This window comes from Pseudomonas sp. AC211 (genome assembly GCF_979258055.1).
Genome location: NZ_OZ409830.1, coordinates 3,032,481 through 3,059,403, shown reverse-complemented (window position 1 = coordinate 3,059,403; position 26,923 = coordinate 3,032,481). Strand labels below are relative to the sequence as shown.

Annotated in this window: 29 protein-coding genes and 4 pseudogenes; 19 read left to right on the top strand and 14 right to left on the bottom strand. The window is 60.7% G+C overall.

Annotation, left to right across the window (positions count from 1 at the left end):
- Window positions 1–65 precede the first annotated feature (65 nt).
- Complete coding sequence (locus ACZZZP_RS14330; RefSeq protein WP_463383166.1) at window positions 66–2,129, top strand: hybrid sensor histidine kinase/response regulator; 2,064 nt, start codon at window positions 66–68, stop codon at window positions 2,127–2,129.
- Here the strand turns inward: ACZZZP_RS14330 and ACZZZP_RS14325 are convergent.
- The 7 genes from ACZZZP_RS14325 to ACZZZP_RS14295 all read right to left on the bottom strand — a co-directional run bounded on the left by ACZZZP_RS14325 (window position 2,089) and on the right by ACZZZP_RS14295 (window position 7,012).
- A complete protein-coding gene (locus tag ACZZZP_RS14325; RefSeq protein WP_463536621.1) occupies window positions 2,089–2,328 on the bottom strand; it encodes a hypothetical protein in 240 nt (79 codons plus the stop codon). The genes ACZZZP_RS14330 and ACZZZP_RS14325 overlap by 41 nt on opposite strands.
- Window positions 2,329–2,333: 5 nt before the next feature.
- A complete protein-coding gene (locus ACZZZP_RS14320) occupies window positions 2,334–2,993 on the bottom strand; it encodes an alpha/beta hydrolase (protein ID WP_463536620.1) in 660 nt (219 codons plus the stop codon).
- Window positions 2,981–5,110, bottom strand: coding sequence for an autotransporter family protein (locus tag ACZZZP_RS14315; RefSeq protein WP_463536619.1), 2,130 nt, complete (start codon window positions 5,108–5,110; stop codon window positions 2,981–2,983). Before ACZZZP_RS14315 ends, ACZZZP_RS14320 begins: the two co-directional genes overlap by 13 nt.
- 31 nt (window positions 5,111–5,141) lie before the next feature.
- The gene (locus tag ACZZZP_RS14310) at window positions 5,142–5,711 is read right to left on the bottom strand and encodes a hypothetical protein (RefSeq protein ID WP_463536618.1); all 570 of its coding nucleotides are present in this window, start codon (window positions 5,709–5,711) and stop codon (window positions 5,142–5,144) included.
- A gap of 27 nt (window positions 5,712–5,738) precedes the next feature.
- Window positions 5,739–6,113, bottom strand: a complete 375-nt coding sequence (locus ACZZZP_RS14305; RefSeq protein ID WP_463536617.1) for a hypothetical protein — start codon at window positions 6,111–6,113, stop codon at window positions 5,739–5,741.
- A 193-nt stretch (window positions 6,114–6,306) separates the two neighbouring features.
- Window positions 6,307–6,873 (bottom strand): DUF6630 family protein, encoded by a 567-nt coding sequence (locus ACZZZP_RS14300; protein ID WP_463536616.1) that lies wholly within the window; start codon window positions 6,871–6,873, stop codon window positions 6,307–6,309.
- The gene (locus tag ACZZZP_RS14295; protein ID WP_463536615.1) at window positions 6,866–7,012 is read right to left on the bottom strand and encodes a hypothetical protein; all 147 of its coding nucleotides are present in this window, start codon (window positions 7,010–7,012) and stop codon (window positions 6,866–6,868) included. The genes ACZZZP_RS14300 and ACZZZP_RS14295 overlap by 8 nt, the downstream gene beginning before the upstream one ends.
- Window positions 7,013–7,246: 234 nt before the next feature.
- On the opposite strand from ACZZZP_RS14295, the gene ACZZZP_RS14290 reads away from it, so the two are divergent.
- The 4 genes and pseudogenes from ACZZZP_RS14290 (at window position 7,247) to ACZZZP_RS14275 (ending at window position 9,239) form a co-directional block, all read left to right on the top strand.
- Window positions 7,247–7,702 carry a hypothetical protein gene (locus tag ACZZZP_RS14290; RefSeq protein ID WP_463536614.1) on the top strand — a complete coding sequence of 152 codons (456 nt, stop codon included), beginning with the start codon at window positions 7,247–7,249 and terminating at the stop codon, window positions 7,700–7,702.
- Window positions 7,690–8,043 (top strand): hypothetical protein, encoded by a 354-nt coding sequence (locus ACZZZP_RS14285; RefSeq protein WP_463536613.1) that lies wholly within the window; start codon window positions 7,690–7,692, stop codon window positions 8,041–8,043. The genes ACZZZP_RS14290 and ACZZZP_RS14285 overlap by 13 nt, the downstream gene beginning before the upstream one ends.
- Window positions 8,044–8,201: 158 nt before the next feature.
- Window positions 8,202–8,333 (top strand): annotated as a pseudogene (locus tag ACZZZP_RS14280) (hypothetical protein); the annotation flags it as partial.
- Window positions 8,334–8,396: 63 nt separating this feature from the next.
- Window positions 8,397–9,239: a methyl-accepting chemotaxis protein gene (locus ACZZZP_RS14275; RefSeq protein ID WP_463384722.1), complete on the top strand. Its 843-nt coding sequence runs from the start codon at window positions 8,397–8,399 to the stop codon at window positions 9,237–9,239.
- Window positions 9,240–9,558: 319 nt separating this feature from the next.
- Here the strand turns inward: ACZZZP_RS14275 and ACZZZP_RS14270 are convergent.
- Window positions 9,559–10,359 (bottom strand): annotated as a pseudogene (locus ACZZZP_RS14270) (helix-turn-helix domain-containing protein); the annotation flags it as partial.
- A 162-nt stretch (window positions 10,360–10,521) separates the two neighbouring features.
- Between ACZZZP_RS14270 and ACZZZP_RS14265 the strand changes: the two are divergent.
- The 5 genes and pseudogenes from ACZZZP_RS14265 to ACZZZP_RS14245 all read left to right on the top strand — a co-directional run bounded on the left by ACZZZP_RS14265 (window position 10,522) and on the right by ACZZZP_RS14245 (window position 12,313).
- Entirely contained in the window at window positions 10,522–10,695 is a 174-nt protein-coding gene (locus ACZZZP_RS14265; RefSeq protein WP_463536999.1) for a hypothetical protein, read from the top strand.
- Window positions 10,643–10,762: pseudogene (locus tag ACZZZP_RS14260) on the top strand (FAD-dependent oxidoreductase); the annotation flags it as partial. The gene ACZZZP_RS14265 and the pseudogene ACZZZP_RS14260, both read left to right, overlap by 53 nt.
- Window positions 10,763–10,805: 43 nt before the next feature.
- Window positions 10,806–11,921: an NAD(P)/FAD-dependent oxidoreductase gene (locus ACZZZP_RS14255; RefSeq protein WP_463536612.1), complete on the top strand. Its 1,116-nt coding sequence runs from the start codon at window positions 10,806–10,808 to the stop codon at window positions 11,919–11,921.
- A 25-nt stretch (window positions 11,922–11,946) separates the two neighbouring features.
- The gene (locus ACZZZP_RS14250) at window positions 11,947–12,138 is read left to right on the top strand and encodes a hypothetical protein (protein WP_463536611.1); all 192 of its coding nucleotides are present in this window, start codon (window positions 11,947–11,949) and stop codon (window positions 12,136–12,138) included.
- A gap of 25 nt (window positions 12,139–12,163) precedes the next feature.
- Window positions 12,164–12,313, top strand: coding sequence for a cupin domain-containing protein (locus ACZZZP_RS14245; protein WP_463536610.1), 150 nt, complete (start codon window positions 12,164–12,166; stop codon window positions 12,311–12,313).
- Window positions 12,314–12,365: 52 nt separating this feature from the next.
- On the opposite strand, the gene ACZZZP_RS14240 is transcribed toward ACZZZP_RS14245, so the two are convergent.
- Entirely contained in the window at window positions 12,366–13,217 is an 852-nt protein-coding gene (locus tag ACZZZP_RS14240) for a LysR substrate-binding domain-containing protein (RefSeq protein WP_463383160.1), read from the bottom strand.
- 172 nt (window positions 13,218–13,389) lie between these two features.
- Here ACZZZP_RS14240 and ACZZZP_RS14235 point away from each other — a divergent pair.
- From ACZZZP_RS14235 to ACZZZP_RS14205, 7 genes and pseudogenes are all read left to right on the top strand, one after another.
- Window positions 13,390–13,800, top strand: a pseudogene (locus ACZZZP_RS14235) (ABC transporter ATP-binding protein); the annotation flags it as partial.
- 65 nt (window positions 13,801–13,865) lie between these two features.
- Window positions 13,866–14,489: an ABC transporter ATP-binding protein gene (locus tag ACZZZP_RS14230; protein WP_463536609.1), complete on the top strand. Its 624-nt coding sequence runs from the start codon at window positions 13,866–13,868 to the stop codon at window positions 14,487–14,489.
- A 79-nt stretch (window positions 14,490–14,568) separates the two neighbouring features.
- Entirely contained in the window at window positions 14,569–15,684 is a 1,116-nt protein-coding gene (locus ACZZZP_RS14225) for an ABC transporter substrate-binding protein (RefSeq protein ID WP_122494980.1), read from the top strand.
- A 1-nt stretch (window position 15,685) separates the two neighbouring features.
- Window positions 15,686–16,549 carry an ABC transporter permease gene (locus ACZZZP_RS14220; RefSeq protein WP_463383158.1) on the top strand — a complete coding sequence of 288 codons (864 nt, stop codon included), beginning with the start codon at window positions 15,686–15,688 and terminating at the stop codon, window positions 16,547–16,549.
- Window positions 16,546–17,400 (top strand): ABC transporter permease, encoded by an 855-nt coding sequence (locus ACZZZP_RS14215; protein WP_122494984.1) that lies wholly within the window; start codon window positions 16,546–16,548, stop codon window positions 17,398–17,400. The genes ACZZZP_RS14220 and ACZZZP_RS14215 overlap by 4 nt, the downstream gene beginning before the upstream one ends.
- A gap of 75 nt (window positions 17,401–17,475) precedes the next feature.
- Window positions 17,476–18,627, top strand: coding sequence for a M24 family metallopeptidase (locus ACZZZP_RS14210; RefSeq protein WP_463383157.1), 1,152 nt, complete (start codon window positions 17,476–17,478; stop codon window positions 18,625–18,627).
- A 10-nt stretch (window positions 18,628–18,637) separates the two neighbouring features.
- Window positions 18,638–19,795 carry an arginase family protein gene (locus tag ACZZZP_RS14205; RefSeq protein ID WP_463536608.1) on the top strand — a complete coding sequence of 386 codons (1,158 nt, stop codon included), beginning with the start codon at window positions 18,638–18,640 and terminating at the stop codon, window positions 19,793–19,795.
- On the opposite strand, the gene ACZZZP_RS14200 is transcribed toward ACZZZP_RS14205, so the two are convergent.
- Window positions 19,792–20,673, bottom strand: coding sequence for a LysR family transcriptional regulator (locus ACZZZP_RS14200; protein ID WP_463383155.1), 882 nt, complete (start codon window positions 20,671–20,673; stop codon window positions 19,792–19,794). The two genes, ACZZZP_RS14205 and ACZZZP_RS14200, sit on opposite strands and share 4 nt — an antisense overlap.
- 136 nt (window positions 20,674–20,809) lie before the next feature.
- Between ACZZZP_RS14200 and ACZZZP_RS14195 the strand changes: the two genes are divergently transcribed.
- On the top strand, window positions 20,810–21,724 hold the full coding sequence (locus ACZZZP_RS14195; RefSeq protein ID WP_463383154.1) for an SDR family oxidoreductase: 915 nt from the start codon (window positions 20,810–20,812) through the stop codon (window positions 21,722–21,724).
- Between the two features lie 155 nt (window positions 21,725–21,879).
- A complete protein-coding gene (locus tag ACZZZP_RS14190; protein WP_463383153.1) occupies window positions 21,880–22,578 on the top strand; it encodes a hypothetical protein in 699 nt (232 codons plus the stop codon).
- A 133-nt stretch (window positions 22,579–22,711) separates the two neighbouring features.
- Here ACZZZP_RS14190 and ACZZZP_RS14185 read toward each other — a convergent pair whose 3' ends face one another.
- The 4 genes from ACZZZP_RS14185 to ACZZZP_RS14170 form a co-directional block, all read right to left on the bottom strand.
- Window positions 22,712–22,957, bottom strand: coding sequence for a hypothetical protein (locus ACZZZP_RS14185; protein WP_463536607.1), 246 nt, complete (start codon window positions 22,955–22,957; stop codon window positions 22,712–22,714).
- A gap of 24 nt (window positions 22,958–22,981) precedes the next feature.
- Window positions 22,982–23,149: a polymorphic toxin type 33 domain-containing protein gene (locus tag ACZZZP_RS14180; protein WP_463384721.1), complete on the bottom strand. Its 168-nt coding sequence runs from the start codon at window positions 23,147–23,149 to the stop codon at window positions 22,982–22,984.
- A 173-nt stretch (window positions 23,150–23,322) separates the two neighbouring features.
- Complete coding sequence (locus ACZZZP_RS14175; protein ID WP_463383151.1) at window positions 23,323–23,688, bottom strand: hypothetical protein; 366 nt, start codon at window positions 23,686–23,688, stop codon at window positions 23,323–23,325.
- A 529-nt stretch (window positions 23,689–24,217) separates the two neighbouring features.
- Complete coding sequence (locus tag ACZZZP_RS14170; RefSeq protein WP_463383150.1) at window positions 24,218–26,920, bottom strand: RHS repeat-associated core domain-containing protein; 2,703 nt, start codon at window positions 26,918–26,920, stop codon at window positions 24,218–24,220.
- Between the last annotated feature and the right edge of the window lie 3 nt (window positions 26,921–26,923).

The following is a 26,923-nucleotide window of genomic DNA, read 5'->3' as shown; positions in this document are numbered from 1 at the left end:
CAACGCCTCCCGATTTAATCCTTTTTCCTGTGCCCTAATGGGCAGCTTCAGGTGTGCAGTCGTCCATGAACATCTCTTCGTCTCATCCGCCAGCAACCATCGACGAGCCGGCATCGGCACTTGATCCGCTAGAGCGTTTGCAATTGGCCCTGGATGCGGGGGCAATTGTTGGAACGTGGGTGTGGGACATTCCCAACGACCAGATCAATGCCGATGAGCGCTTTGCCCGAACCTTTGGTATTCCTTTAGAACAGTGCGCCAGTGGCCTGTCGTTGGATCAGGCGTTTGCCTCGATCCACCCCCACGACAGTGCCCGCGTTGGAAGCACCATCACCGACGCCATGGCGCGTGGCGGGCCCTACCGGTGCGAATACCGCGTGATGCACAGCGACGGCTCGTACCGCTGGGTGGAAGCCAGCGGCCACGCCCAGTTGGATGCCTTCGGCAATGCAGTGCGCTTTCCCGGTGTGCTGATCGATATCGAACCGCGCCGCCGCGCTGAGGCAGAGCGCGATAGGGTGTCGAGCCTGCTGGAAGTGTTTGCCGCCGCCGTTCCCGGCGTGGTGTATGCCAAAGACCTCGACGGCCGAATGTTGGTGGCCAACCAGGGCACGACCGAACTGATCGGCAAGCCGCCGGCTTATTACCTGGGGAAAACCGACCTCGAGTTTCTCGAAGACAAAGAACAGGCCCGCCAGGTGATGGAGAACGACCGGCGGATTATGCGCAGCGGCAAAGCTGAGCAGATCGAAGAATATGTCGACATGCCGGACGGCTCTAAAACCGTGTGGCTGTCGGTCAAGGCGCCGTTGCTAAACGAGATCGGTGAGGTGATCGGCTTAATCGGCTCGTCCATCGATGTCACCGCGCGCAAGAACGCCGAAGCCGCGATTCAAGAACTTAACCGCACCCTGGAGCAGCGCGTCGCCGAAGCGGTGAGCGAACGGGAAATCGCCGAAGCCGCGTTGCGCCAGTCGCAAAAGATGGAAGCGGTGGGCCAGCTCACCGGCGGTATCGCCCATGACTTCAACAACCTGCTGGCCGGCATCAGCGGCAGTCTGGAACTGATGAAAATGCGCGTGGCCCAGGGCCGCGTCGCCGACATGGAGCGTTATATCGCCATCGCCCAGGGCGCCACCCAACGGGCCGCCGCCTTGACCCATCGCTTGCTGGCGTTCTCGCGCCGGCAAACCCTGGCGCCGGTTTCAACCGATGTGAACGGCTTGATTGGTGGCATGGAAGAACTGATCCGCCGCTCCGTGGGGCCCGAAATTGAGGTGAAGGTGCGCTTGGCTCCGGACCTGTGGGCGGCGCTGGTGGACCCGGCTCAGGTGGAAAACTCGCTGCTCAACCTGTGCCTCAACGCCCGCGACGCCATGCCGGATGGCGGCAGCATTGCCATCGAAACCCACAACTGCCTGCTCAAGTCGGGGCCGGAGCTGGACCCCGGTTTAGCCGAAGGCGAGTACCTGGCCATTTGCGTCAAAGACACCGGCGTGGGCATGCACGAAGACGTGTTGGCGCGCGCCTTCGAACCGTTTTTCACCACCAAAACCACCGGCGAAGGTTCCGGGCTTGGCTTGTCGATGATCTACGGTTTCGCCCAGCAATCGGGCGGGCAGATTCGTGTGGATTCCACGGTCGGGCAGGGCACCACCGTGCGCTTGTACCTGCCCCATCATGTCGGCGCGGCCGCTGTGCCCGAAGCGCCGTCGACCTTGTTGCAAGCCGGGCAGGTGGCGCCGGGCAAATCGATTCTGGTGGTCGAGGACGAGTCCTCCATTCGCCTGCTGGTCACCGAACTGCTCACCGGCCTTGGCTACGATGTCATCGAAGCGACCGATAGCAACGCCGGCTTGAACCTGCTCAATTCCGATGCGCGTATCGACCTGCTAATCACCGACGTCGGCCTGCCTGGCGCCGTGAACGGTCGGCAGATGGCCGATATGGCCAGACGCAACCGGCCGGGTTTGCCGGTGTTGTTTATGACCGGATACGCCGAAAGCCATGTGCTGGACGAATGTCATCTACAGGCGAGCACCGAAGTGCTGACCAAACCGTTTGCGCTGGAAACGCTGCTGTCGTGTGTCAAGGCGTTGGTGCGGTCGTCGGCTGAGCGCGGCGCTTAAGCGCTGTCTCGGCCTGGCGAAACAGCTGTGGCCATGCCTGCTGCCAGCAACAGTGATGGTCGAAACCCGGCTCAACCTGCACGGTGTCGGGGGCAATAGCGGCCGCGAATTGCTGCGTCAGAACAGGCGGCACGATGGCATCTTCGTCGCCTGCGAAGTGCACTTGCGGCAAGCTGCGCAACGCGTCTGGGTTGTCCATCGGATCTAACGATTCGCGCAGGGACTGATGCGATGAAAACGCGTCCATGCCCGGTGGTCGATATTGCCGGCTACGGTGATCCAGCCGACCACATCGCTGCGCCGTTCGGCCAGCAACGCGGTCACAGCCGCTCCGCCTGAATACCCCACTAACACCACGCCCTGCGTGCCGGCTTGCTTAATCAGCACGTCCAGCGCGTGGTTCATGCTGTCGATAATCGGCGCGGCGAAGCGCTGGCTGGTCCATAAAATCGGGGTGCAGCGCGCGTCCTGTAGGTACTGGCACGGGCGGCCAAGGTAGGCGGCATTACCGCCCGGTTGCGCCAGGGCCAATTGCAGTGCGATGGGCGTTATCGGCGTGGGGTCGGCGGAGGGCAGGGTGGCGGTCAGCCAAGCCAGGCCATCCCCTTCGATATACACCGTGAGCGGCTGGCCGGGTTGCAGGTCTGGTTTTACCCAGGCCATCACATCGAGCCCGCCAGGAATTTGCAGGGGTTGCCAGTGCTGGGCAGCGGCCAGGGCTTGTGCGTTCTTCACGCGCGACTCGTGGCTCGGCACGCTGCTGCACGCGCCAAGCACTGTCAGGCACAGCACCGTGAACAGTCGAGCGAACCCACGCGCTGCAAGCACCGTGGCGCGCTCGGCGTTTCCGACTAGAACAGCCAACTCACCTTCACCGATGCGGTCTGGTTGTCGAAGTCTTCACGCACTTCGGCGTCGTAGCGCACGCTTAATTCAAGGGTGTCGGTCACCTGGCCGATTACGCCGAGCCCGCCACGGGTAATCCATGGGTTGGGATCAATACCGCGGGTGGAAAAGCTGGCCGACGGCGCGCCGGCATAGGCCGACGTAATGCTGGCCTGGTCGTTGATGAAGTCGTAGCCCACACCCAGATTGCCCACCACTTTGGTGCGGGTGGCCACTGCATACGCCACCTTGCCGTCCACGCCGAGCACGAAGGCTTCGCTGCTGTTGCTGTCGACGTCGAGGTTAAGCGCGCCGGCGCCGTCTTCTTTGTAGGAGTCGGTGTTCAGGTAGGTGTAATCGGCGCGTACCGACGGGGTGAACACGGTGGCTTCGGACAACGGCAAGTCGTGGGCCAGTTCAGCGCCGAGGTGGCCGCTCCAGCTGTCGAAATCGGACTTGGCTTTACGGTCCAGGCCGCCGAAGTTGATGGTGCGTTCGCCGTCGGTTTTGTAGAAGCCGGCGTCGGCTTGCAGGTTGATGCTGGTGCGTTCGTCAAGGTCGTAGCCGCCGTAGAACACGGCGTTGTAGCCATCGACATCGGCGCTCTGGTGTGCGGCATTGCTGGTGACGTCGATGGTGGAGTAGGCGAATGCAGCGCCGAGGCGGGTTTTGTCTTTCTGGCCGTCCACACCCACGATCAAACCGTGGGAGCTGGCGTCGAAGCCGAACACACCGTCGTGGTCATCCTGGTTGGCCCATGAGCCGAACGGTTTCAGCCACACCACTTCATTGCCAAGAAAGCCGTCACCGGACGACAAGCCCGTGTCGCCTTCCTGACGCGAGCCGATCACGTTGTTGACGCCGTTGAGGCTGCTCAGAATCGCCTGCGAACCGGCTGCTGCGCTAAGCGGCACGGTTTGCGTGATGGCGTCGGACACTTCTTCGGCGCTGCCCAGGGAGCCCAGCGCGGTGATCACGGTTTGCATGTCGCCCGTGGCGCCATTGGCGATCAACTGGCTGAACACCGCCGCTGCGCCTTCGGCCGATTTGTTGTCGGTGCTGATGACCGCGTCATCGGCGGTATTGGCGGTGGCGCCAAGAATGCGCAGGTCGATGGCATTGCCACGTTGTTCGGCGCCGAGGTCAAACAGAAAGCTGTTGTCGGTGACAGTCAGGGTGCCCGCCGTCAGGGTGCCGCCTGCGGTGATCACATCGGCCATCACTGTGCCGACGGCAATCACTGGTGCGCCGACCACGTTCACATTGATGGCGCCGCTGGCAGTCAGGTTGACGTTGCCGCTGGCTGCCAGCTTGCCGTAGCTGTTGGCGCTGGCCAGACCGGTACGCAACACGCCGCCTGTGGCCTGCACGTAGTTGCCGGTGAGGCTGAGGGTATCGCCGGCGTCGATGGACAGCGTGCCGGCGTTGGTCAACGTGTTGCTGCTGATTTGCATGCCGCTGCGGGCATTCAGCTGGCTGCCGGCGCGAATGTTGAGCTGATCCAGCGTGAGGAAGTCGCCCTGCGCAGTGAAGGTGTTGAGGTTAACGCCAGTCCCGATGTTGAGAATGCTGCCGGCCCCGCCCACCACGTTGCCCGTGACCGTGCCGCCACTCAGCAGGTCGAGCTGGTTGATGCCCAGCAACACGTCACCATTGAGCGCGCCGCTGTTGCTGACGACGAAGGCGTTGGCGCTGTTGGCCAGTTCCAGCGCTTTGCTGGCGGTAATCGTGCCGCTGTTGCTGAGGGCGGTGAGGGTCGAACCGCTCGTCACGCTCACACCCACCAGGTTTGCGGTGATGTTGGCGTTGCTGTTGTTAACGATGTTGCGGATGCTCGAGACGCTTTCAAGGCTGATCGCCGTGTCGGCATCGACGCCACCAATCGAGCCGCTGTTGATCACATCCTGAGTGATCGTTGCGTTATCGAATCGTAGCGCCATAAGGCCGGCGTTGGCAAAGATGTTGCCGGTGTTGCGGACGTTGCCGTTTACGGTCGAGCCGATGACATGCAAACCGCTGCCGTTTTCGCCGCTTATAGCGCCGATATAGCCTTCGTTGAACACGTCGCCGTTGAGGGTCGCAGTGTTCTGAATCATCAGTGCATTTTGGCCTTGGCCGCTGAGCAATTCACCGCTGGCGCCGTTGTGAATGTCGCCGGTTACGGTTGAAACATTTACGTGCAATGCGTGGGTGAAATGCGAGGTGACCGTGCCGGTGTTTTCGATATTGCCGGCGTTCGCCGTGGCAAAAAAGGAAGATGCTCTCCTGGAGCGTTTCGAGGGTGCCAGAGTTCTTGATCGTGGCGACCGAAGCGTCGTTATCCAGGCGGATGGCCGAGACGTTCGAGAGAATCAGCCCGCGGTTTTCCAGGCTGCCGGTGATCGTCCCGCCCGATGCCCATAATCCGTAATCACCCATTAGGCTGCCAGTATTGGCGTTCAGGATGCCGCCAGCGCCGATCGAGGCGTTGTTTACATGAATACCTTCGGACGCATTGATGTGGCCCAGGTTTCGAATGCCGTCTTGCACCGTGGAGCCTTGAACACTAATGCCAATACCTTCGGCCGCAATGCCGCCGCCACCGCTGATCCAAGCGCCAGTGGAATTCTGGATGGCCCCAGTGACCAAGCTTGTCGACACATCAATGGCATTGCCCTTGACTGCGGAAATGTCTTTGTTGTTGATAAGGCTGCCCAACAACGTGCCGTTATCCAGGCTGATGGCTCAGGAACTGGCGGAATTACCGGTGGCGGCAATGGTTTTATTGTTGGTGATATCGCCGTTTACCGTGCCTTCTACCAGCAGTGCAGTATCGGTGGACTCGATGCGGCCGTTGTTAAGCACTTGACCGCTGCTGCCGACGTTAGAGATGACGAGCGCCGGGGTTGAAGCCGTGACGATCTCGCCGCTGCCGGTCACCTCGACGCTCTCGCCGCTGCCCACCGTGCACGTGCTATCAACCGAAAGATTATCCACCAACAGTTGCCCGCCGCTGGGCGACGGACAAGCCACGGCCCATGCGCCGCTCGATGCGCTTAACGCGGCGGCAGTGATCAACAGAGCAAGGGATTTCTTGGGGAAAGCGAACGGAGTGGCCATAAACGTCCTTGAGGCGCAACTCCATTTAAGGATGCGCTAGAGGGAAAAGCTGGTCCTGTTCTGGCGTGGTCATGGCAAAACCACACCGACCGCTTCCCTCCCCACAGGCTCGCGCTGACCGCAGAGTAGCGTAAATGTTCCGCCGTCTAATACGTTTTTTTCCGTGGCTTACCGCAGCGGCGTGCGGCCCGGCTTAAAACCTGTAAACAAGCTTCAGTTTGCCCATCAATTCCAGCGCATTCGCCAGCCCCAGGCCGTTCATGGGCAGGCAGGCGAAGGCCTGGTATTCGTCGAGATGGGTGCCGAGGGCCAGCAGTTTCAGGTCGTGGGCATCGAGCTGGGCGTTGAAGTAGTGGAGCAGGGCGCGTTCCCAGTCGTTGGCGCGGTTGATAGCGGCGATCTGTTTGCTATCCGGTGGGGTTATTTCGATGCCCAACTCGCGCAGCGGGGCGAGGGCGTTGACGGCGGCGATGCCGTAAGTCGCCCATTCTTTCCATTCGAATTCGGCCAACTGGTTGCTCTGGGCAAGCGCGGCGGCGAGCTGGCTCCAGGCCCAGTCCCAGGCGCCGGTTGCGGGCGGTAACTGTTGCACCAGCGCCTCGGCGCGGTCTTCGTCGAACAGGGTGAAGAACAGGTCGGCGAGGGTGTCGGCTGGGTCGAACGGTTCTGTTGGCGTCTCGGGGTCGAGGTCCTGGCTCAGGCGCTGCCACAGGGCGGCTAACTCCTCCCAGTCGTCCTCGTCCATGTCGTCGTCAATCACTTGCTGCTTTGTGGCCGCGGTGGTAGTTGTCCAGCCGGGTCATCTGTACGCGCAGCGCGCCGTCGGCGATGTCGACGGCGTAGCTGCGGTTGTCCATGAAATTGGTCTGGAACACGATGCGCTCAGGGGTAGATGTCATGAACGATGCTTTCCTCAGCATCGAAATACGCTGCGCCCTCGGTGTTGCCGTGGGCCGAGATAATGCGTTGAAAGGCGGACAAGTCGACTGGATTCATGGCGCTAGCACGTTAGGGAAAAGGGCGGGAATGGTTATGACGCGCACGGTAGCGCAACAGTTCAGCTTGGCTCCATCAAGTAATTTGCGCCCATGCCGATAGCCGTAAACCCACCCAGCACTCGCGGAAATCGGCACATGCTAAAAACTATCCAGGCGCGTTACACGGCCACGCTCGTCCTCTTTGTTTTGTTGATCGGCGCACTCACAGCCGTGGGTATCAACCTATGGATCAAGCCGGACCTCACCACCATCGACCAGCGCCAGTTGGTCGATCAGGCCGCGCAGATTGGCGATGTGATCAAAACCGAACTGGCCCGTGTGCAGGCGCAGCAACGGGTAATCACCGAAACCGTGCCGCAACTGGATAACGAAAGCATCGACCGCCTGCTGCCGAATCTGGTCAACCAGTACGGCGAAGCCAAAGTGTTTGGCGGCGGCATCTGGCCGCTGCCCAACAAGCGCGAGGAAGGGCGGGCCAAATACAGCACGTTCTACCACCGCGACAGCAGCGGCAAACTCATCGTCAACACCCACTGGAACTCGCCCGAGTCGCTCAACTACTTCGAGCAGCCGTGGTTTTGGGTGGCCTGAAAGCTCCGGCCGGTCAGTGCAACTGGGCCAACGCCTACCGCGACGATGCCAGCCCCGAGCCGCGCACCAACTGCGCCATGGCCATCAGCAAGAACGGCGCGGCGTTTGGTGTGTCGACCATCGACGTGACCCTGGGCTTTTTCAACGACCTGGTGGCGCAGAAAGAGCGCGAGATTCAGGCGCTGATCATGATCGTCGAGAAAGACGGCAAGGTGCTTAGCAACCAGCCAGAGATTTCGGGCAACAACGTGCTGAAAAACGTCTCCGATCTGGCCCAGCAATACCCGTTTGCGGCGGCCGTGCAACGCGCGCGCTTCAAGGCAATTCCTCGAACGGCGTGAGCCAGAGCAACTACGAGGAAACCAGCGGCGACGACTTCAGCCTGTTCCTGCAACCCATCGAAGGCACGCCGTGGTCGCTGGCCGTGGCGCAGAAAACCAGCCTGTTGACCGAGCAGAGCAGCAAAGTGCTGACCACCCTTGCGGCGCTGCAAATTCCCATGGTGATCGTGCTGCTGCTGGTCACCGTATTCGCCCTCAGCCAGTTGATGAACCGCCTGAATGTGCTGCGCGCCAACATCGACAAACTGTCGGCCGGCGATGCCGACCTGACCCAGCGCATCGTCATTCGTGCCGAAGACGAAGTGGGCGCGGTGGGCCATTCGGTGAACCGCTTTATCGTCTATCTGCAGAAGATGGTGGGCGAGGTGTCGGAGTCGTCCTCGGTCATCGCCCAAGGCATTGAGCAGTTGCGCGGTCAATCGCGTGGCACCAACCAGATTCTGATTCGTCACGCTAGCGAGACCGATCAGGCTGTAACCGCCATCACCGAAATGAGCTCCACGGCGGACGAAGTGGCCCGCAGCGCGGCGCAGACTGCCGCCATGACGCAAACCGCCAACGAAAACGCCCGTCACTCGAAAGTGGTGGTGGACGATGCTTCGAACAGCGTGCGCGAGCTGATCAGCGAAGTGGAACTGGCGACTGCCAAGGTTCGCTCCATGGAACAGGACGCCGAGCGCATCAACTCGGTGCTGGGCGTGATCGGTGAAATTGCCGGGCAAACCAACCTGCTGGCGCTTAACGCCGCCATCGAAGCCGCCCGTGCCGGCGAGCAGGGCCGAGGCTTTGCCGTGGTGGCCGACGAAGTACGCGCGCTGGCTGGCCGCACGCAAACCAGCACCTCGGAAATCAACGAAATGCTCGCCCGCCTGCAACAAGGCGTGGGCGCTGCCGTGGTCGCCATGGAGAAAACCAAACAAAGCTGTCAGGCCACCGTCGACAAAACCTCGAAGGTGAACGAGGGCTTGGACGTAATGGCCGAGTCGGTGGTGCGCATCAACGACCTGAGCACCCAGATCGCCACGGCTGCCGAGGAGCAGAGCGCGGTGAGCGAGGAGATCAACCGCAACATGGTGGCTGTGCGGCATATCGTTGAAGAACTGGTGGCCGGTGGCACCGAAAGCGAGCGCAGCACGGCGGCGCTGGCGGCATCGAACGACAAGCTGATTGCCGTGGTGCGGCGCTTTAAGGTGTAAGGGCTCAGGGCCCCGGCCCTCTCCCCAGCCCCTCTCCCGCAGGCGGGCGAGGGGAGACCAGCGGGATCGCCAGACTCTCAAACGCCGCAATCCGTCCCCTCTCCGCGTGCGGGAGAGGGCTAGGGAGAAGGGCAAGCAGCGCCGCACGGCCTTTCCCTCACCCCCAGCCCCTCTCCCGCGAGCGGGCGAGGGGAGACCAGCGGGATCGCGTGACTCTCAAATGTCGCAATCCGTCCCCTCTCCCGCGTGCGGGGAGAGGGCTAGGGTGAGGGCAAGCAGCGCGCACGACTAGCCTGCCATTCCCCCAACCGCTTACAAACTGGCCCAAATATTGCTTGGGCGTCATCCCTGTGCGTTCTTTGAAACAGCGGTAAAACGTCGACAGCGAGTTGAATCCCGCCGCATACGCCACCTCATCAACACGCGCCGTTGCGTTGTTGGCGTGCACCCGTTCCAGCACTTCATCCAGCCGCAATTGGTTGAGAAAGGCGTAAAAACTCTGCCCGCGCACCTGGTTGAGAAAAAACGAAATCTGGTTGCGCGTATAGCCGGTCGCCGCCGCCACCTGCGCCAGGTCCAGCAAGGGATTTAGGTACGGTTTGCTCTGGCGGAAATACTCTTGCAGGTCATTGGCCAGCGCACCCACCTGCCGGGCCGACAAGCCCAGGCGACTGACTGGATCGGCGCCTTCACGAGCGGCCGGTTTGCTGGCCACGTTGCTGATCAGCACCGCGTATTCATTGACCTTGAAAATCAGCCCATCGCGCACCGACAGCGCCTCGATGGCGTTCAGCGACACCAACCCATCGCTGCCATTGAGCGTGACCTGGTACTGCAGAACCGCCGTGTCGCCATCGATGAGTAAGCGTTCGGTGTACCGCTGCAATTCCTGTGCGCCGACCGGCATGCTGGCGGCCAGGTAATCACGCAAATCGGCATGGCCCAGGCGGCGGTTTTGCAGTTTGTCGTGGTAGTCGATGGCCGGGTCGTACAGCGCCATCAGGGCGTCCAGATCGCGGTTTTGCCAGGCGCGGTGGTAGGCCAGAATCACCGCGTGCGTGGCCGCGCCAGCGGGGTCGGGTTGGAACACGGGAGTGGTGGGCAAATCCGGGACGTTCACTGCAAGCTCCAGCACACAGAATTAAACCCGGCGCACCAGGCGCCCGGCACGCCAGAGCCCGAGTATTCCAGAACGGCCGCTTTTCCGCCCGTGCCCGCTGGGAAGCATGGTGGCCGGTCTTTGCTTTAGAACGTGCACATCTTTTCGCGATGGAGCACAACCATGTCCGTCCTTTCTCCCCGCCAGGCGCTGGCTGAAGCCCGCCCACAGCCGTTTTGGCAAGACACCTGCCAGCGTGCCGCCAGCGGCACCGCCACTTACGACCGACATGCAGGCCGACCTGGTGATCGTCGGCGGCGGGTTTCTCGGTTTATGGTCGGCTTTGCAGGCCCTTGAACGTTGGCCGAACGCCAGCGTGGTGGTGATCGAAGCCGGCAGATGCGGCGCCGAGGCCAGTGGCCGCAACGGCGGCTTTTGCGCGCCGAGCATTTCCCACGGTGTGTCCAATGCCCTGCGCCGCTGGCCAAACGAAGCCGAACAACTGGATTCGCATCGGCCGCGACAACCTCACGGCGTACGCCGAAGACGTGCAACGTTTTGGCCTCGACGTGGAGTTCGAGCTGGCCGGCAAACTCAACGTCGCCAGCCAGCCGTGGCAAGTTGAAGGCTTGCGTTCGATGCAGCGCAATTACCAACGCTTTGGTGTGGCGTGTGAATTTCTTGAAGGCGATGCGCTGCGCGAAAAACTCAATTCGCCGGCCTATGTCGCCGGTGTGTTCGAGCCCAATTACGCCTTGATCAACCCGGCCAAAATGGTCGCCGAGTTACGGCGCGTTTGCCTGGCGCGCGGCGTGGCGCTGTTTGAGCACTCACCCGTGACGGGGCTGCACACCGACGGTCATCAGCAGCGCGTACTAACCCGGTTGGGCTCGGTGCGCGCCGGCAAAGTGGTGCTGGCCACCAATATCGCGCCGCCGTTGTTGGGCAAACTCAAATCCGCCGTGGTGCCGATTTACGATTATTCGCTGGTGACCGAACCGCTGAGCGACGTCCAACTGGCCGCCATCGGCTGGCGCGAGCGCTACGGCATTGCCGACAGCGGCAACCAATTCCACTACCTGCGCAAAACCGCCGACAACCGCATGCTGTGGGCCGGTTACGACGCCATCTACCACTTCGGTAGCCGCCGCGATGAGGCGCTTACCCAACGCCCGGAAAGCTTTGAGCGCCTGGCCGAGCAGTTCCAGGCCACCTTTCCGGCGCTGGCAGGGGTGAAATTCACCCACGCCTGGGGCGGCATCATCGACACCTCGGCGCGCACCACGTTGTTTTGCGGCACCGCCGCCAACGGCCAGGTTGCTTACGCCCAGGGCTTTACCGGCCAGGGCGTGTCGGCCACACGGTTTGCCGCGCTCACCGTGCTGGACCTGCTCGAAGGCCTGCGCAACGAGCGCACGCAACTGGCCATGACCGCCACCGCGCCATTTCCTTTTCCGCCCGAACCGTTGCGCTACGCCGGCATCCGCCTGGCCCAGCGCGCGCTGGCCCATGAAGACCGTACGGGCGAGCGCAGCCTGTTGCTCAAGGGCTTCGATGCCCTGGGCGTCGGCTTTGATTCCTGACTTTCTCTGATCCACAGGAGCGACCATGAGTACGCCTGCACCACAACACGTTATCGACTTTGCCAACCCGCAGCTGGCGCCCGTCGAGTTCATCACCGACGACCCCAAGGCCGTCGACACGCCGTACACCGCGCGCAGTTGGCGGCACTTGGTGGAGCCGAGCAAGAAGGCCACCGGCGGCATCTGGGAAGCGCCGCCGCACCTGGACACGCTGTGAATGTGACTACGACGAACTGTGCCATTTGCTCGAAGGCCAGGTGCGCCTGACCGACAGCGCGGGCGTAAGCCAGCAGTTCGCTGCCGGCGATACCTTTGTGGTGGCGGCAGGGTTCAAAGGCACTTGGGAAAACCTCACCAAAGTGCGCAAGGTATTTATGATTTTGCGGGGATGAAGTCGCTCCCTAAATCGTTGGACCTGTGGGAGCGGCTTTAGCCGCGATGCTCTTAACCCACCCGCTCAATCAATTCCAGCTCACGCACCAACCAATCGGCAAACGCTTTGGCCAGGTCGTTGGCGCCGCGCGGCGGCATGATGATGAAGTACGGATGGGGCGCCGGAAATTCGATATCAAACAGGCGAATCAGCGTGCCCTGGTCCAGTTGTTCGCCGGCCAGAATATGGTCGCTGATGGTGACGCCGCCGCCGGCAATCGCCGCCGCAATGGTCAGCGACGCATCGGGCAGGTAGATGTTCTGCCGGCCGCGCAAGCTGGGAATGCCGGCGGCGAGGAAGTAGCGGCTCCAGTCGTAACCGTCGTCTTCGTGCAGCAATACCTGGCGCGCCAGGTCGCGGGGTTTGCGCAAAGGTTCACTGCCATTGAGCAGGCGCGGGCTGCACACCGGGAAGTACAGAATGTCGCCGAGGGCGGCAATGCGCTGGCCTTCCACTTCGCTGTCGCCGAAGGAAATCACCATGTCCACGTCCTGATTGGCCTGGTCAATGGAGAGCAAATGCAAAGACACCTCGGGGTAGTCGCGCAAAAAGCGCTCAAGCATGCCGGAGATGCGCGCCAGCAAGGCCGGTGCGCAGGCGATGCGCAAGTCGCCGGCCGGCGTGGCAGTGGGCAGGGCGGTGTGAATGTCGCGCAATTGCTCGAACGCGCCGTTCACCAGTTGGCTGAGTTTTCGTCCCGCCGAGGTCAGGTGCACGCCCTTGGCGTGGCGCTCGACCAGCGCCACTTGCAACTCTTCTTCAAGCTTCTTTATTTGATGGCTGACGGCGCTATGGGTGACGTGCAGCTCCAGCGCCGCCGCGCCCGTGCTGCCCTGGCGAACCAATGCCTCAAAAGCGCGCAAGGCTATGAGAGACGGCAGTCGGCGTGTCGCTTTTAGGGGCATTTTCTCGCGCTTTTGGTTAGTTAAATTCACATGAACGCTAGAAAACAAATCATTTGATGTCAATTTAATTTGCCCTGACGATAGGGTCACAAGAAGGCGCTTCGAGCGCCGCGAGCGAGAGGTAAGGTGCATGGCCGTTTCCCCTGAACATTTCGTCGACCTGCAACAGTTGGGTAAAACCTACGGCGAAACCCGCGCCCTGAGCGACCTGACGCTGCACATCAAGCGCGGCGAATTCCTCACCTTGCTCGGCCCCTCCGGTTCAGGAAAAAGCACCACGTTGATGATGCTCGCCGGCTTCGAGCAGCCGAGCGAAGGGCGCATTCTGTGCAACGGCCAGGACATCACCGGCCTGCCCGCCGACCAGCGCAATTTCGGCGTGGTATTCCAGGGCTACGCGCTGTTCCCGCACATGACCGTCGAGCAGAACATCGCCTACCCCTTGAAGGTGCGCAAAGTGCCCACCGCGCAGATCAACGAGCGCGTCGGCCGCATGCTCGAACGGGTAGGGCTGGCGGGCAAAGGCCAGCGTCAGATCAAACAGCTTTCCGGCGGCCAACAACAGCGCGTGGCCCTGGCTCGCGCTCTGGTTTTGAGCCGCCCCTGTTGCTTCTGGATGAGCCGCTGTCGGCCCTCGATCGCCGCTTGCGCCAGGAGATGCAAGGCGAGCTGGCGCGCATGCACAAAGAGTTCGGCACCACCTTTGTATTCGTTACCCACGACCAGGAAGAAGCCCTGGCATTGTCCGACCGCGTGGCTGTGTTCAACCACGGGCGCCTGGAACAATTGGGTACGCCGCAAGAAGTGTATGAGCGCCCGGCGAGTCGCTTTGTCGCCAACTTTCTCGGCGACACCAACTCGCTCAAGGTCGGCAACGTCAGCCGCCGCGACGACATGCTGGTGTGCAGTTATCACGACCGCCCGCTGTGGGTGACCCAAGGCATTCAACAGCCGCTGCCGCCGGCCAGCGGCGACACCTGGCTGGCCATTCGCCCGGAACACGTGGAGCTGCAACCCTTCGCCCAGGCCGGTAACGGCAACGGCGTGGTGGCGCAGATGGAACACCTCACCTATCTCGGCACCCACGTGAATGTGGACTTGCGCACCGCCAATGCCCAAGCCATCGCGCTGCGCATTCCGGTCAGCCATCCGCTATTGAACAGCCTCGAACCGGGCCAGCCTTACTGGTGCGCGTGGTCGCGCCAACATGGGCATCTGATTTCCACGTAACCGCACACCGCACAACAACAGCTGCTTTATAACAACAACAGTTTGCTCACCTGCCGCCACTCTCGAAGGGGAACCTGGGATGAAAGACAAACAGCGCTTTATCGACGACGCCGTAGACATTGCTCAGCAGCGCGTGGAGGCGGGCAGCCTCAGTCGCCGCAGCTTCAACCAGATGCTCATGGTGCTGGCGGCCGCAGCCGGCATGGGCCCGATGCGCCACGCCTTTGCCGACGGCGGCTCGCTGGTGGTGGCCAACTGGGGCGGCGACGCGGTGCCGGCGTTCGAGAAAAGCTTTGGCGGTTTCAACGCCGACAGCGGCTTGAAGCTGATGATCGACGGCAGCGGCCCCACCGAAGGCGCGGTGAAAACCCAAGTGAACAGCGGCGCGGTGCGCTGGGACGTGTGCGACGGCGAAATGTATTCGTCGTATCGCCTGGGCAAAGAGGGTGTGTTGACGCCGCTGGATTACAGCGTGATCGACAAGTCGCTGATCGGCTACGGCGACATCCACGAGTTCGGCCTGGCCAACTACACCTACAGCTACGTGATCGGTTTCGACGCGAAGAAATTCGGCAAGAACCCGCCCAAAAGCTGGGCCGATTTCTGGGACGTGAAGAAATTCCCCGGCAAGCGCACCTTGTACAAATGGATGAGCGCCAACCTCGAATGCGCCTTGCTTGCCGACGGCGTGCCGGCCGATCAGCTGTACCCGCTGGATGTCGACCGCGCCCTGCGCAAAATCGAAGAGCTGATGCCCCATGTGGTCACCCATTGGTCCACCGGCGCCGAGTCGCAGCAACTGCTGCGTGACGGCGAAGTGAGCATGGGCCAGATGTGGCACACCCGCGCCGAGCTGGTGAAGCAGGACACCGGTGGCGCCATCGACTGGACGTTCGATAACGCCATCGTCGCGCCGTCCGTGTGGTTCGTGCCAAAGGGCAACCCGGCCGGCGCCGCCAACGCCATGAAGTTCATCGCCTACGCCTTGCGCCCGGAAGTGCAGGCGCGGCTCATGGAGGTCTACAACATGGGCCCGGTAGACGCCAAGGCGAACAGCCTGTTGTCGGCCGAATTGCAGCGTATCAACCCCACCGCACCGGCCAACCTGAGCAAGCAGGTATCCATGAACAACCTCTGGTACGCCGACCACTACAGCGAAACCCTCGACCGTTACCTGGCGCTGATTGGTGGTTGATATGCACGCCACAACCGCCCCCAAAAGCAGCCAGGGCACGCTGCGCATTTATGCGCTGCTGATACTGCCGTTGCCGCTGCTGATCGTGCTCGGCTACCTGCTGCCGACCCTCGGCGTGCTCGGCTGGAGCGTGAGCCTGCCGAAAGTTGGCCTGCAGAACTACGCCACCGTGCTCGACAGCGCAGCGATTCAGACGGTGATCTGGCGCACCTTGCGCATCTGTCTGCTGACGACGGTAATCAGCGTGGCAATTGCCTACCTGATTGCCTTTCGCTGGCGCTTCGCCTCGGCACGGGGGCGGCTGCTGATCGAGCTGTTCGTGCTGCTGCCGTTCTGGTTGTCGATGCTGATTCGCGCCTTCGCCTGGCTGGTGCTGCTGCGCAACGATGGCCTGATCAACCAGAGCCTGCTGACCCTTGGCCTGGTAGACGAACCGCTGGCGTTGGTGCGCAACGAACTGGGCGCGCTGATTGGCATGGTGCATTTCATGGTGCCGTATGCCGTGCTGCCGCTGCTGTCGTCCATGCGGCAGGTGGACGACAGCCTGCTCAGGGCATCGAGCAGCCTGGGCGCCGGGCGCTGGCAGACCTTGCGCGACGTGTTTGTGCCGCTGACCGTGCCGGGCGTGGCGGCGGCGTCGGCCACGGTGTTTGTGTTCAGCCTCGGTTGCTTCGTCACCCCGGCACTGCTGGGCGGCGGCAAGGCGGCGATGCTGGCCGAGAGCATTTACATCCAGATGTTCCAACTCTCCAACTGGGGCCTCGGCGCGGCCTTGAGCATTGTGCTGATGGCGATGGTGGCGGTGTGCGCCGTGGTGTTCGGCAAGTTGGTGGGTTTTGCACGGTTTACGGGGAGAAGCGCATGAACAGCGGGCGCGTAATTAGCGGCGCAGCAACGCCGGTGCTGGCGGTTCCACGGGCGGTGAAACCGCGCCTCAACCTGGCGCGTGGGCTGTCGATTGTCGGCTTGCTACTGGCCGCGCTGTTCTTGCTGCTGCCGATTCTGGTGATTGTGCCGCTGTCATTTGGCGACCAGCGCTACCTGGCTTTTCCCGACGGCGCCTGGTCGCTGCGCCATTACCTGACGCTGCTCGACACCGCCTGGCTCAGCTCGATTCTGCAGAGCCTGGGCCTGGCCATTGCGGTCGGCGTGGTGAGCACCGTGCTGTCGTTTCTGTTCGCCACTGGCATCTGGCTGGAGCCGCGGTATCGCGTGCTGCTCAGCGCCGTGGTGCTGCTGCCGATGATCGTGCCGCAGGTGGTGTCGGCCATGTCGATCTACTACCTCGGCGCCAAGGTGAAGCAACTCGACTCGCTGATCGGCGTCGGCTACGGCCACCTGTTGATGGCCCTGCCGTACTCGCTGATCGCCATGCTGGTGGCCTACAGCCGGCTCGACACCAGCCTGTACAAAGCCTCGCGCTCCCTCGGCGCCGGGCTGGGCACCACCATGCGCCATGTGCTGATGCCCAACGTGCGCGGCGGTCTGGCGGGCAGCTTTTTCATGGCGTTCATCATGTCGTGGGAAGAAGTGGTGGTGACCTTGTTCACCAGCGGCCTGCACGTAATCACCGTGCCCAAACGCATTTGGGACGGCTTGCGCTACAACCTCGACCCGGCCATCGCCGCACTGTCCACGGTCATGGTGCTGATCACCCTGGTGGTCTTGCTGGTGCGCCTGTACCGCCACGACCACACCGCCTCACCGGGTCGCTAGCCGGCCCAGGCTCCGCGTCGAGCCTTTCAGACAACCCAAACAAACGAGCACCTTTTCCCTAAGGAGGGATTCGCCATGATGACTGCTTTTCCACTGCGCACTTACCGCCAACGTATGGAGGCGGTAAAACGCCGCATGAGCGAGCGCGGGCTCGACGCGCTGGTGATCAACTACCCCGACAACATCAACTACCTCACCGGTTTCGACAGCCTGGGTTTCCTCTGGTATCAGGCGCTGATCATCTCGCCAAAGCTGGCCAACCCGATCTTCCTGACCCGCACCAGTGAAGAGCCGTGCACCTTTGAATTGTCGTGCCTGGAAGAAGGCATTTTTTACGACATCGCCAAGCAAGACCCGCTGCGTATCGTCGCCGACTCGCTGGAAGAACTGGGCCTGAGCCAGGGCCGTATCGGCCTGGAAATGCAGGCCTCGACCTTTAGCGCGCTGCAATACACCACGCTGCTCGGCCATATGCCCAACGCCCATTTTGAAGACGCCTCCGTGGTGGTGGCCGAAGAACGGCTGATCAAAACCGCCGAAGAAATCGAGTACCAGCGCACCGCCGCGCGCATGGCCGACCAAGGCATGCGCGCCGCTTTTGAAGCGCTGCGCCCGGGCATGTCGGAAGTGCAAATCTCCGGCATCGTCGCCAAAGCCCTCGGCGATGCGGGCAGCGAATATGCGGCCATCAGCCCGATGTGCGCCACCGGCCGACGCAGCACCATGACCCACGCCATGCCGCACCGCCTGACCATCAGCCCCGGCGACGTGGTGATTCTGGAACACGCCGGCGTGTGCAACCGCTACCACGCGATCCTCATGCGCAGCGCTGTGATCGGCAAACCCACCGCGCGGGTGCGCGAAGTGTCGACCCTGCTCACCGAAGCCTTCAACGCCGCCATCGACATCGCCAAACCCGGCACGCCAGTGGGCGAGGCCAACCGCGTGTGCAACGAAATTCTCGACCGCATCGACCTCTCGCGCACCCGCGTGCACCGCATCGGTTACAGCCTGGGCCTGGCCTACCCTCCAACCTGGCTGGAAGCGATGATGGTCGATGAGGCCGACGACCACGTGTTTCAGCCCAATATGTCGTTCTCCATCGAACCCAACCTGTCGCTGTACAGCGAAGGCTTTGGCCTGAAACTCGGCGACACGGTGTTGTGCGGCAAAGACGGCTCGCAGAGCCTGTCGGAAATCCCACCTGAACTGCACGTGATCGACTGAGGAGCCCGGCATGACTGCAACCATGGACGTGTTCTGGCACGACGATGTGCTGCGCCACGACACCGGTTTCGGGGTGTTCGAGGCGCCGCCCAGCGCGTTGCTGGACCACCAGACCCAACACCCCGAAAGCAGCCCGCGCCTGGTCAACATGCGCGCGGTGCTGCGCAACGGCCCGGTGGCAAAACAGCTGGCCTGGCACGCCGGCCGCCACGCCAGCGAAGAGGAACTGCTGCGCTTTCACACCGCCGCGTACCTGCGTGACATCCAAAGCGCCGACGCCGACGGCCGCCGCTTCAGCAGCACCACGCTGATGAACACCGGTAGCCTGGCCGGCTTGCTGGCAGCGGCGGGCACCAGCATTGCCGCGCTGGAACGCACCCTCGCCAGTTGCCGCCCGGCCATGGCGCTGGTGCGCCCGCCAGGCCACCACGCCGCACCGGCCATGGCCGACGGCTACTGCTTCTTCAACAACGTGGCGGTTGCTGCCCAAGCCGCGCGGGCCGCCGGCGCGGAGCGGGTGGCGATCATCGACTGGGACGTGCACCACGGCAACGGCACCCAGGCCGGGTTCTACGCCGACCCCAGCGTGCTCACCGTTTCCCTGCACATGGACCACGGCGCCTGGGGCCCGAGCCACCCGCAAACCGGTGGCGTGGACGAGCGCGGCGAAGGCTCGGGCGAGGGCAGCAACCTCAACATTCCGTTGCCCATGGGCGCCGGCGATGCCAGCTATGCGGCGGCGTTCGAGCGCTTTGTCGAGCCCACCGTGCGCGCGTTTGCGCCGCAGCTGCTGATCATCGCCAACGGCCTCGACGCCTCGCAATTCGACCCCAACGGCCGCCAGTTGCTGACCATGAAAGGCTTCAACCACCTGGCCCAGCGTGCGCGGGTGCTGGCCGATGAACTGTGCGGCGGGCGCTTGCTGGTCGTGCAAGAGGGCGGCTACAACCCGGCCTACAGCGCCTACTGCCTGCATGCTGCCAGCGAAGGGTTTCTTGGCCAGCCCAGCAGCCTGCCGGACCCGCTGGCCTATATGCCGGAATTCGCGGCGCGAAGTGGGGCCGATATTCAGGCCTTGGCCGTGGCATTGAACGGGGCAGGGGTGGGACTTTCCTTTGTAGCGACAACGACAACGGCTCGGCGGAGCGTTGCCTGCCGAGCCGTTTAACCCGGCAACACCAGGGAGAGGTCCGGGTAGCGCGCACAAATAAAGTCCACAAACGCGCGCACCTTTGGCGCCGCCAGCCGCCGTGACGTGTGCAGCACCCATAACTCGGCGTCGGCGCGCGACACAATTCCCCACTGCACCAACTCACCGCGCGCCAACTGCTCCCACGCGATGGACTGCGGAATCAACGCCGCGCCAGCGCCGGCAATCGCCGCATCCCGGATCATCAGAAACGAAGAAAACTTCAGCCGTGGAATCGGCTCCAGCAGTAAGCGGCCATCGTCGAGATTCCACTGCGTCGGCTGAAAATTGCTGAACACCACACTGGCAACCGGCTGCACCGCGCCGGCCGTTGGCGCGGGCATGGCAATGTGCGGCGCCGCCACCACCACTAGCCGATCCTTGGCAAAGCAGCGGCCGACCAGGTTGCTGTCCGGGCTGGGGTTGATGCGGATGGCCACATCAAACTGCTCCTCGACAAGGTCAACCAGGCGGTCTTCGGCCACCACGTCCAGCGTGATTTCCGGATAAGCCGCACAGAACTCGGCGCCAATGCGGCCCATCGCCAACTGCGAAAACAGTGCCGGCGCCGCCACGCGCAAGCGTCCCCGTGGCGTCGACAAACCTTCGCGCGCGGCGGTCATCGCCTCGGCCACTTCCCCCAGCGGCCCCTCGGTTCGCGCCATCAACAACGCGCCGGCCTCGGTCAGCTTTAGCCCCCGTGCGCTGCGCTCCACCAGGCGAACGCCCAGTTGCTCCTCCAGCTCGGCGATGCGCCGCGATAAGGTGGCCTTGGACCGTCCGCTGGCGCGGCTGGCCTTGCCCAGACCTTCGTTAGTGGCGACGAGAGCGAAATCGATAAGCGCGTTAAGGTCCATGTTTGTTCCATATTTGAAACGAGGAGTCTCGATGGTGGCGTCTTTGTTTTGATTTCGCAACGACCTACTGTGGCGTCAACGCAGCAAGGTCAGCCGATGTTGCTCGCGTACCCCTTCATTCAAGCGGAGATACACCATGAGCATTCTCGTCACTGGCGCCACCGGCACCGTCGGTTCCCTGATCATCCAACGCCTCAGCGACGCGGGCGCCGAGGTTCACGCCCTGGTTCGCCAAGCCGGCAAAGGTCAATTCCCAGCGGGCGTTAAAGAAGTGGTCGGCGACCTCACCGACGTCGCTTCCATGCGCGCCGCCCTGGCCTCGGTGCGCACCTTGTTCCTGCTTAATGCCGTCACGCCGGACGAAGTGACCCAAGCCCTGATTACCCTGAACCTGGCCAAGGAAGCGGGCATCGAACGCATCGTTTACCTGTCGGTCATCCACGCCGACCGCTTCACCGAGGTGCCGCACTTCACCGGCAAACACACCGTGGAGCGAATGATCGAAACCCACCACCTGCCCGCCACCGTGCTGCGCCCGGCGTACTTCATGCAAAACGAATACACCGTGCAGCAAGCCATCGAACACTACGCCGTGTACCCCATGCCCATCGGTGCGGCAGGCGTGGCCATGATCGACGCCCGTGACATTGCCGACATCGCCGTCGCCGAACTGCTGCGCCGCGACCGCGCCGCCACTGCGCTCGAAAGCCTGACGCTCGAACTGGTCGGCCCGCAGGCGTTTACCGGCAACGAAGTGGCCGCCATCTGGAGCAACGCCCTCGGCCGCCCGATCGCCTACGGCGGCGACGATGTAGCCGCCTTCGAACAGCAAATGGGCGCCTTTATGCCCGGCTGGCTGGCCTACGACCTGCGGCTGATGATGGCCGCCATCCAGACCCATGGCATGCAAGCGGCGCCGGGTGCTTTGGAACGCCTGGAAAGCATCCTCGGTCGACCGCTGCGCCGCTACGAAAGCTTCGTGCAGGAAATTGTGGGCGGGACAGGCGTTTACCTTGAGCGCGGGGAGGAGAGGGCGGGTGACGGCGTTTGAGTTTACCGAGGGGTTGATGCGGGGGTGTTTGACCACGCCGGACTGACACCATGTAGCGGTCAATTCGCCGCAGTAATGGCAATTGAATATTACGGGCGATTAAGCGAGCATCGCCCGCGCTGTACCGATAAAACCCATGACAACAGGACGTCTTCATGCACCCCACCAAAACGCTACTCGCCTTTACCGCACTGGCCCTGGCCGGCTGCGCCAGCGGTCCTACCGTGCCGCCGCCCACGTTCCCGGGCATCGAACAGTCAGACAAAATCACCATCGAAGACCTGCGCCCCAAGACCGAGTCTGAGAAAGAAATTTTCAGCCTGATGATCACCAGCGATGCCTACGCCATTTACCGCGTTGCCGACGACGCGACCAAACCGACCGGCCCGCGCCTTCTGGCGCACCGCGCGTACCAGTCGTTCCCGGAGTTGGCCAACCAGCCCACCATCAAAGTGCTGCACTTCGTCACCTACGCCAACCTGCAATCGCAACTGCGTAAAACCTCAATCGTCGCCGGCCTTACCGGCCCGATTGGTGTGGCGGTGATGGGCACGCCTGACTACCCGTCGAGCCAAGTGGTCACGACGCCGGTAGACAGCGGGCAACTGGAAAAAACCGCTGGCGACGAGGAATACACCCGCGCCTACTTCACCGAGCAAGAAAACCCCAGCAAGTCGCCGGTGAATGTCATCTACATCGACACCGAAATGCTCGGCAAACGCGTAGCCAGCCGTTGCCTGGTGCCGCCCGTAACCGGCAAACCCAACCTGTTTTTGGTGGAAGCGTTTGACATGTGCATCGCTAACCACCTGGCGCTGAATAAGGCGGCTGGTGCGCAGGCGGCGGCTAAGTAAGTGCGTTAAGGGGGCGGTCTTTTAGGCCGCTCTCGAGAGGGCAGGTAATTTCCGCGCGGCCCCAGCTTGTCGCATCAATTAAAGGACTGACAGAAATTTAATCGGGAAAAGGAGACGGATTTATTGATCGACTCTAATTTAGAGTAGTTAAATAAATCTGTCCCCTTTTTTCTGCTATATCTTCGATGTGCAAGTTAATGTCCATCGCGCCATTTATTTCGGAGTTTATAATTACTCCGTTGTCACGTTCTATTATATTAGATTTATTCCTTTTGTCGCCGGCAGCCCAGCACCTGCCTCCTAATGCTCCAGTGATTAGCTTTATTTCACTCGGAGTTAATTCTTTGCTGGTGACTATTAATCGAACATGATTTTTCATTGCTTCCTCCAGGTTAGTAGTTGTTTATATTGATGCCAGTTGGTTCGCCTGGGCCATTTCCAGCTTTCGGTTGACAGTAATATTCCCATCTTTATCTTTAAAGAGATCGTATCTTGAGCCATTCTTCGAGGGTTTCAAGTCATGTGGGTCAATGCCAACCTCTTTGAGCTTGTCGATTTCTCCGGGTGACAGCTTTTTATCCCCAGGCGATACGATGTCATCAGAAGACTCGTTAAAAACCTTGTCGCCTAGATACCATCCAAGTCCTGCCCCCAGACCTGCGCCAATGTGAGCAAAAGGGGACAGATTTAATATTCGGCTCTAATTTAGAGTGGTTTAATAAAACTGTCCCCTTTTTTGTTCATCTAGTCCAAAGCAACTGGGCAAATTCCCAGTCGAGTGGCCAGCACGTATGATTCAAGGCGACTTCGCTCAGGTATAAGGATCAAAGTTTTCGCACCTTCGAATGCTAAAATCAAGGTTTTATCATTATTAATTGACACATGCAAAACTCGTGAATTCAAAAAGGCAAAAAGTAGCAAACTTGTTTCAGTCTGCTCGCCGTGCCCATAGCGCGTATCCTCAGCCTCCTCAACTATAAAGCCACATTGAATTATAATAGAGGCTCTCTCACCAAATATAAGTACTAGCGATCCAACTCCGACAGTCACACCGGAAAGTATTGCGGATTTGATCTCTGCCAAATCTTGTTCATTAATTATCATGATCATCCGGCCTCATCTTGTAGGAGGCATTGTATTTAATGGCAAGGGGGGAAGAGGACGGATTTATTATTCGGCTCTAATTTAGAGTGGTTTAATAAATCTGTCCCCTTTTTTTGCTCTTGGTCTTGATGTGTGTTCGCAACTATCACCGTAGACCAAGAGCGGCCTTTCTGTTTTTAATCAGGTGTTTAGCGTTACGTAAGTGCCATTCAGCCCTGTTGTTATTTAATTAACAACAGGGCTTGACTTTCAGAAGTAAAAAAGTACCGACCTCAATCAACTCGAACCAGAACCTCTGAAAGACCTAGACCATTTATAAATACCCGTTACGACAACCAAATACAAAAAGTAAACTGCCCCTAGCAAATATCTATACTCGACATAATCACCATCCTTTAAGCCAATTACCCCTCCTATTTTTTGTCGAAATCCACCAAAAAACAGGAAGAAGAAAAATCCCTGCAATAATAATTATCACCTTAAATCTAAAGCTATTCGATTCCAATCTAAAACCCTCCAAGCCGCGTTCCTAAAGTCATTTGCAGTTTTTACATTCTTCACTGCATAGCCAATTGCAATAAGTGGTGGTCGCGCCGTAGGAGGCACCATATTTAACAAATTCTTGAATGGTCTTCGGAATGGTAGGACCAGGGGCAAGTAGCGTCGCAACACTGCAAGTAAACTGGCAATTGTCGCATTTCATTTGCTCTTCGCCTCGGATATCTGGCGGAGTAGGTTCGAGACCTGCTGAGCAGTCGCCGGTGGCGCATTTACCCTCGAAGTGATAGCCACTCCCTTGTCCGTCACCATCATCTAAATAGCATGGAGTGCCCTCTGGCACCATTCCCGCAGGGCAAGGTTTGAGGCCGTCCAAGTCTTTGTACAGGATAGGATTCTGATAGACATATCCGTACGTATTCAGCCCTCCCTCAAGCCCAATCGGATCGCTCTGCACATACCGCCCCGTATTCGGGTCGTAATCCCTAAAGTAGTTGTAGTTCAGCGCACTATGCCCGTCATATTGCTGCCCTGGTAACCGCAGCGGGATATCCAGGTGGATGCCATCACCATCCGCGTCGCTGTTTGGCAACCCCACCCCAAACACGTCGCTGTTCCATGTCCACAACAGCGTTTGCGCTTGGTTTGTCGCCATACGGGGAGCGTTGAGGTGGTCGCTGTGCAGGTAATACTGGCTAGTGCTCGTTACCGCACCGGTGGTGCTGTACCTAAACTCGAGTCCAGCCAAGGGCATTCCGTCGAGCCAGATCCAGTACTGCGCGAGCGAAATTTTACCTTGGTTGTTGTAGCGCACTTGCCCCAGCAGTTGCCCGTCTGCGCCGTAAAGAAAGGTGACGGTGTAATCCAGTGCTCCGTTTAGGTAGGCGCGTTTAACTGTACGTTGGCCGAGGGCGTTGTAGCGGTAGTCTGCATATACAACGGTGGGGTTGAGGGTTTGGGTTAGGCGGCCTTGCTCGTCATAAACGTAGGTGCGCGAGGTGTTTTGTTTGAGGGTATTGCCGGACGCGTCGAGGGTTACCGTGGTTGCGTCCAACTGCTGCAAACGGTTGCTGTTGGACGAGATGCTTAAGGCTTGCGTGCCGTTCAGCGTTTCGGCGCCGTTGGCGTTCACGGTGTAGCTTTGACGTTGGGTGCGGTTGCCGTTGGCGTCATAGCTGTAGACACGGCGGTTGGTGGCCGTTTTCTCGACGGTAAGGCGATCAAGCGCATCGTACTCAAACCGCATCGGCCCGAAAGACGTGTGATCGCGGCGTGTGATGTTGCCGTTGGCGTCGTACGGTAATTTGGTCTGCCAAATGCCAACGTCCTGCTGCGTGAGCTGGTAGTCGAGATCGTATTGGCGGCTCAGTTGGACACCATTCCCCCACGTCAGACTCTTCAACGGCCCGAACGGCAGGTAGCTGATGTTGCTGACGATGCTGGTGGCCGGTCGGTTTCCGATGGTCAAACTAACGCCGGTTACTTGCCCCGCTGCATTGCGCGGATACGTCACTACAAACCCCGGATAACCAACACCGCCCAAACGGTTCGCACCGTCGTAGCTGTAGGCGACGTTTTCGAAGCGGTCGACGTTGTTTACCTTCACTGAACGCGATTGGCTAACTAGGTTGCCGCGCGCGTCGTAGATAAAGCCGATCAGACCGGATGAATCCAGCAGCGCTGTTAGATGCCCGATGCCCTTATTGCCCTCGGCGGTCATGTCATAGGCGTAGGTCACGTCCAACGCGGGGCTGGCTGGATAGCGCTTGGACGTGATGCGATTGAGGGCGTCGTAGGTGAACGTAGTGACCACGCCGCGGGCGTCGGTTTTCTTGGTGACGTTGCCAGCGGGGTCGTGCTCGAACGTGCTGGTTCCGCTGTCGGGACTGATTTGTTGGGTGAGGTTGCCCAGACCGTCGTAGCGGTATTGCGTGGTGACGCCGCGCGGGTCTTGCACTTTGGTGAGGTTGTCTTGGGCGTCGTATTCGTAGCCGGTTACGCCGTTCAATGGGTCGGTGTTTTGCACCAGACGATTGAGGGCGTCGTAGGCCTTGTTGTTGCTGTTGTTCAGCGGGTTGGTGCTAAGGGTTGGGTTGTCGTTCAGGTCGTATTGCTGACGATTGTTCTGGCCCGCCGCGCCGACTGAGCGCAGCAAACGACCGAGCTCGTCGTACACCCACTGGTGCTGCTGGGTGAGGTTGTTGCTGGCGTCTTTCAGGCGTTGGGCAGTGCGATTGCCCATGGCGTCGAGGTCGTATTCCACCTTGTCGCCGAGGTTGTTAGTCACGGCAACCAATCGGCGCGCATCGTCCCAGGTGTAGGTCAGAGAGCTGCCATCGCCTTGGGTGAGTTGCGTGATGTCACCAACGGCGTTGTAGGCGTAGGTGGTGGTAAAGCCTCCGCGGGTTACCGAGGCGAGCCAGCCTTGTGAGGTGTAAGTCAGGGTGCTGACCACACCATTGGCGTCGGTGATGGTTTGCGGATTACCGAGAACGTCGAAGTTGCTCAACGACGTGACTTGGCCGAGGGCATTGGTGACTGAGGTGAGATGGCCTTGGGCGTCGTAGGCGTAAGTGGTTACGTCCGACACATCGGTGCGGGGACCGTCGATGGTTTCCACCAGGCCGAGCGCGTTATAGGTGTAGGAAACGCTACGTTCTACAGCCTGAACCTGGCCGCCAAACAGGGCACTACTGAGGGCGAGCGAAAGCAGGCTCGCGCGGGAAAAACGGTTATTCATAAG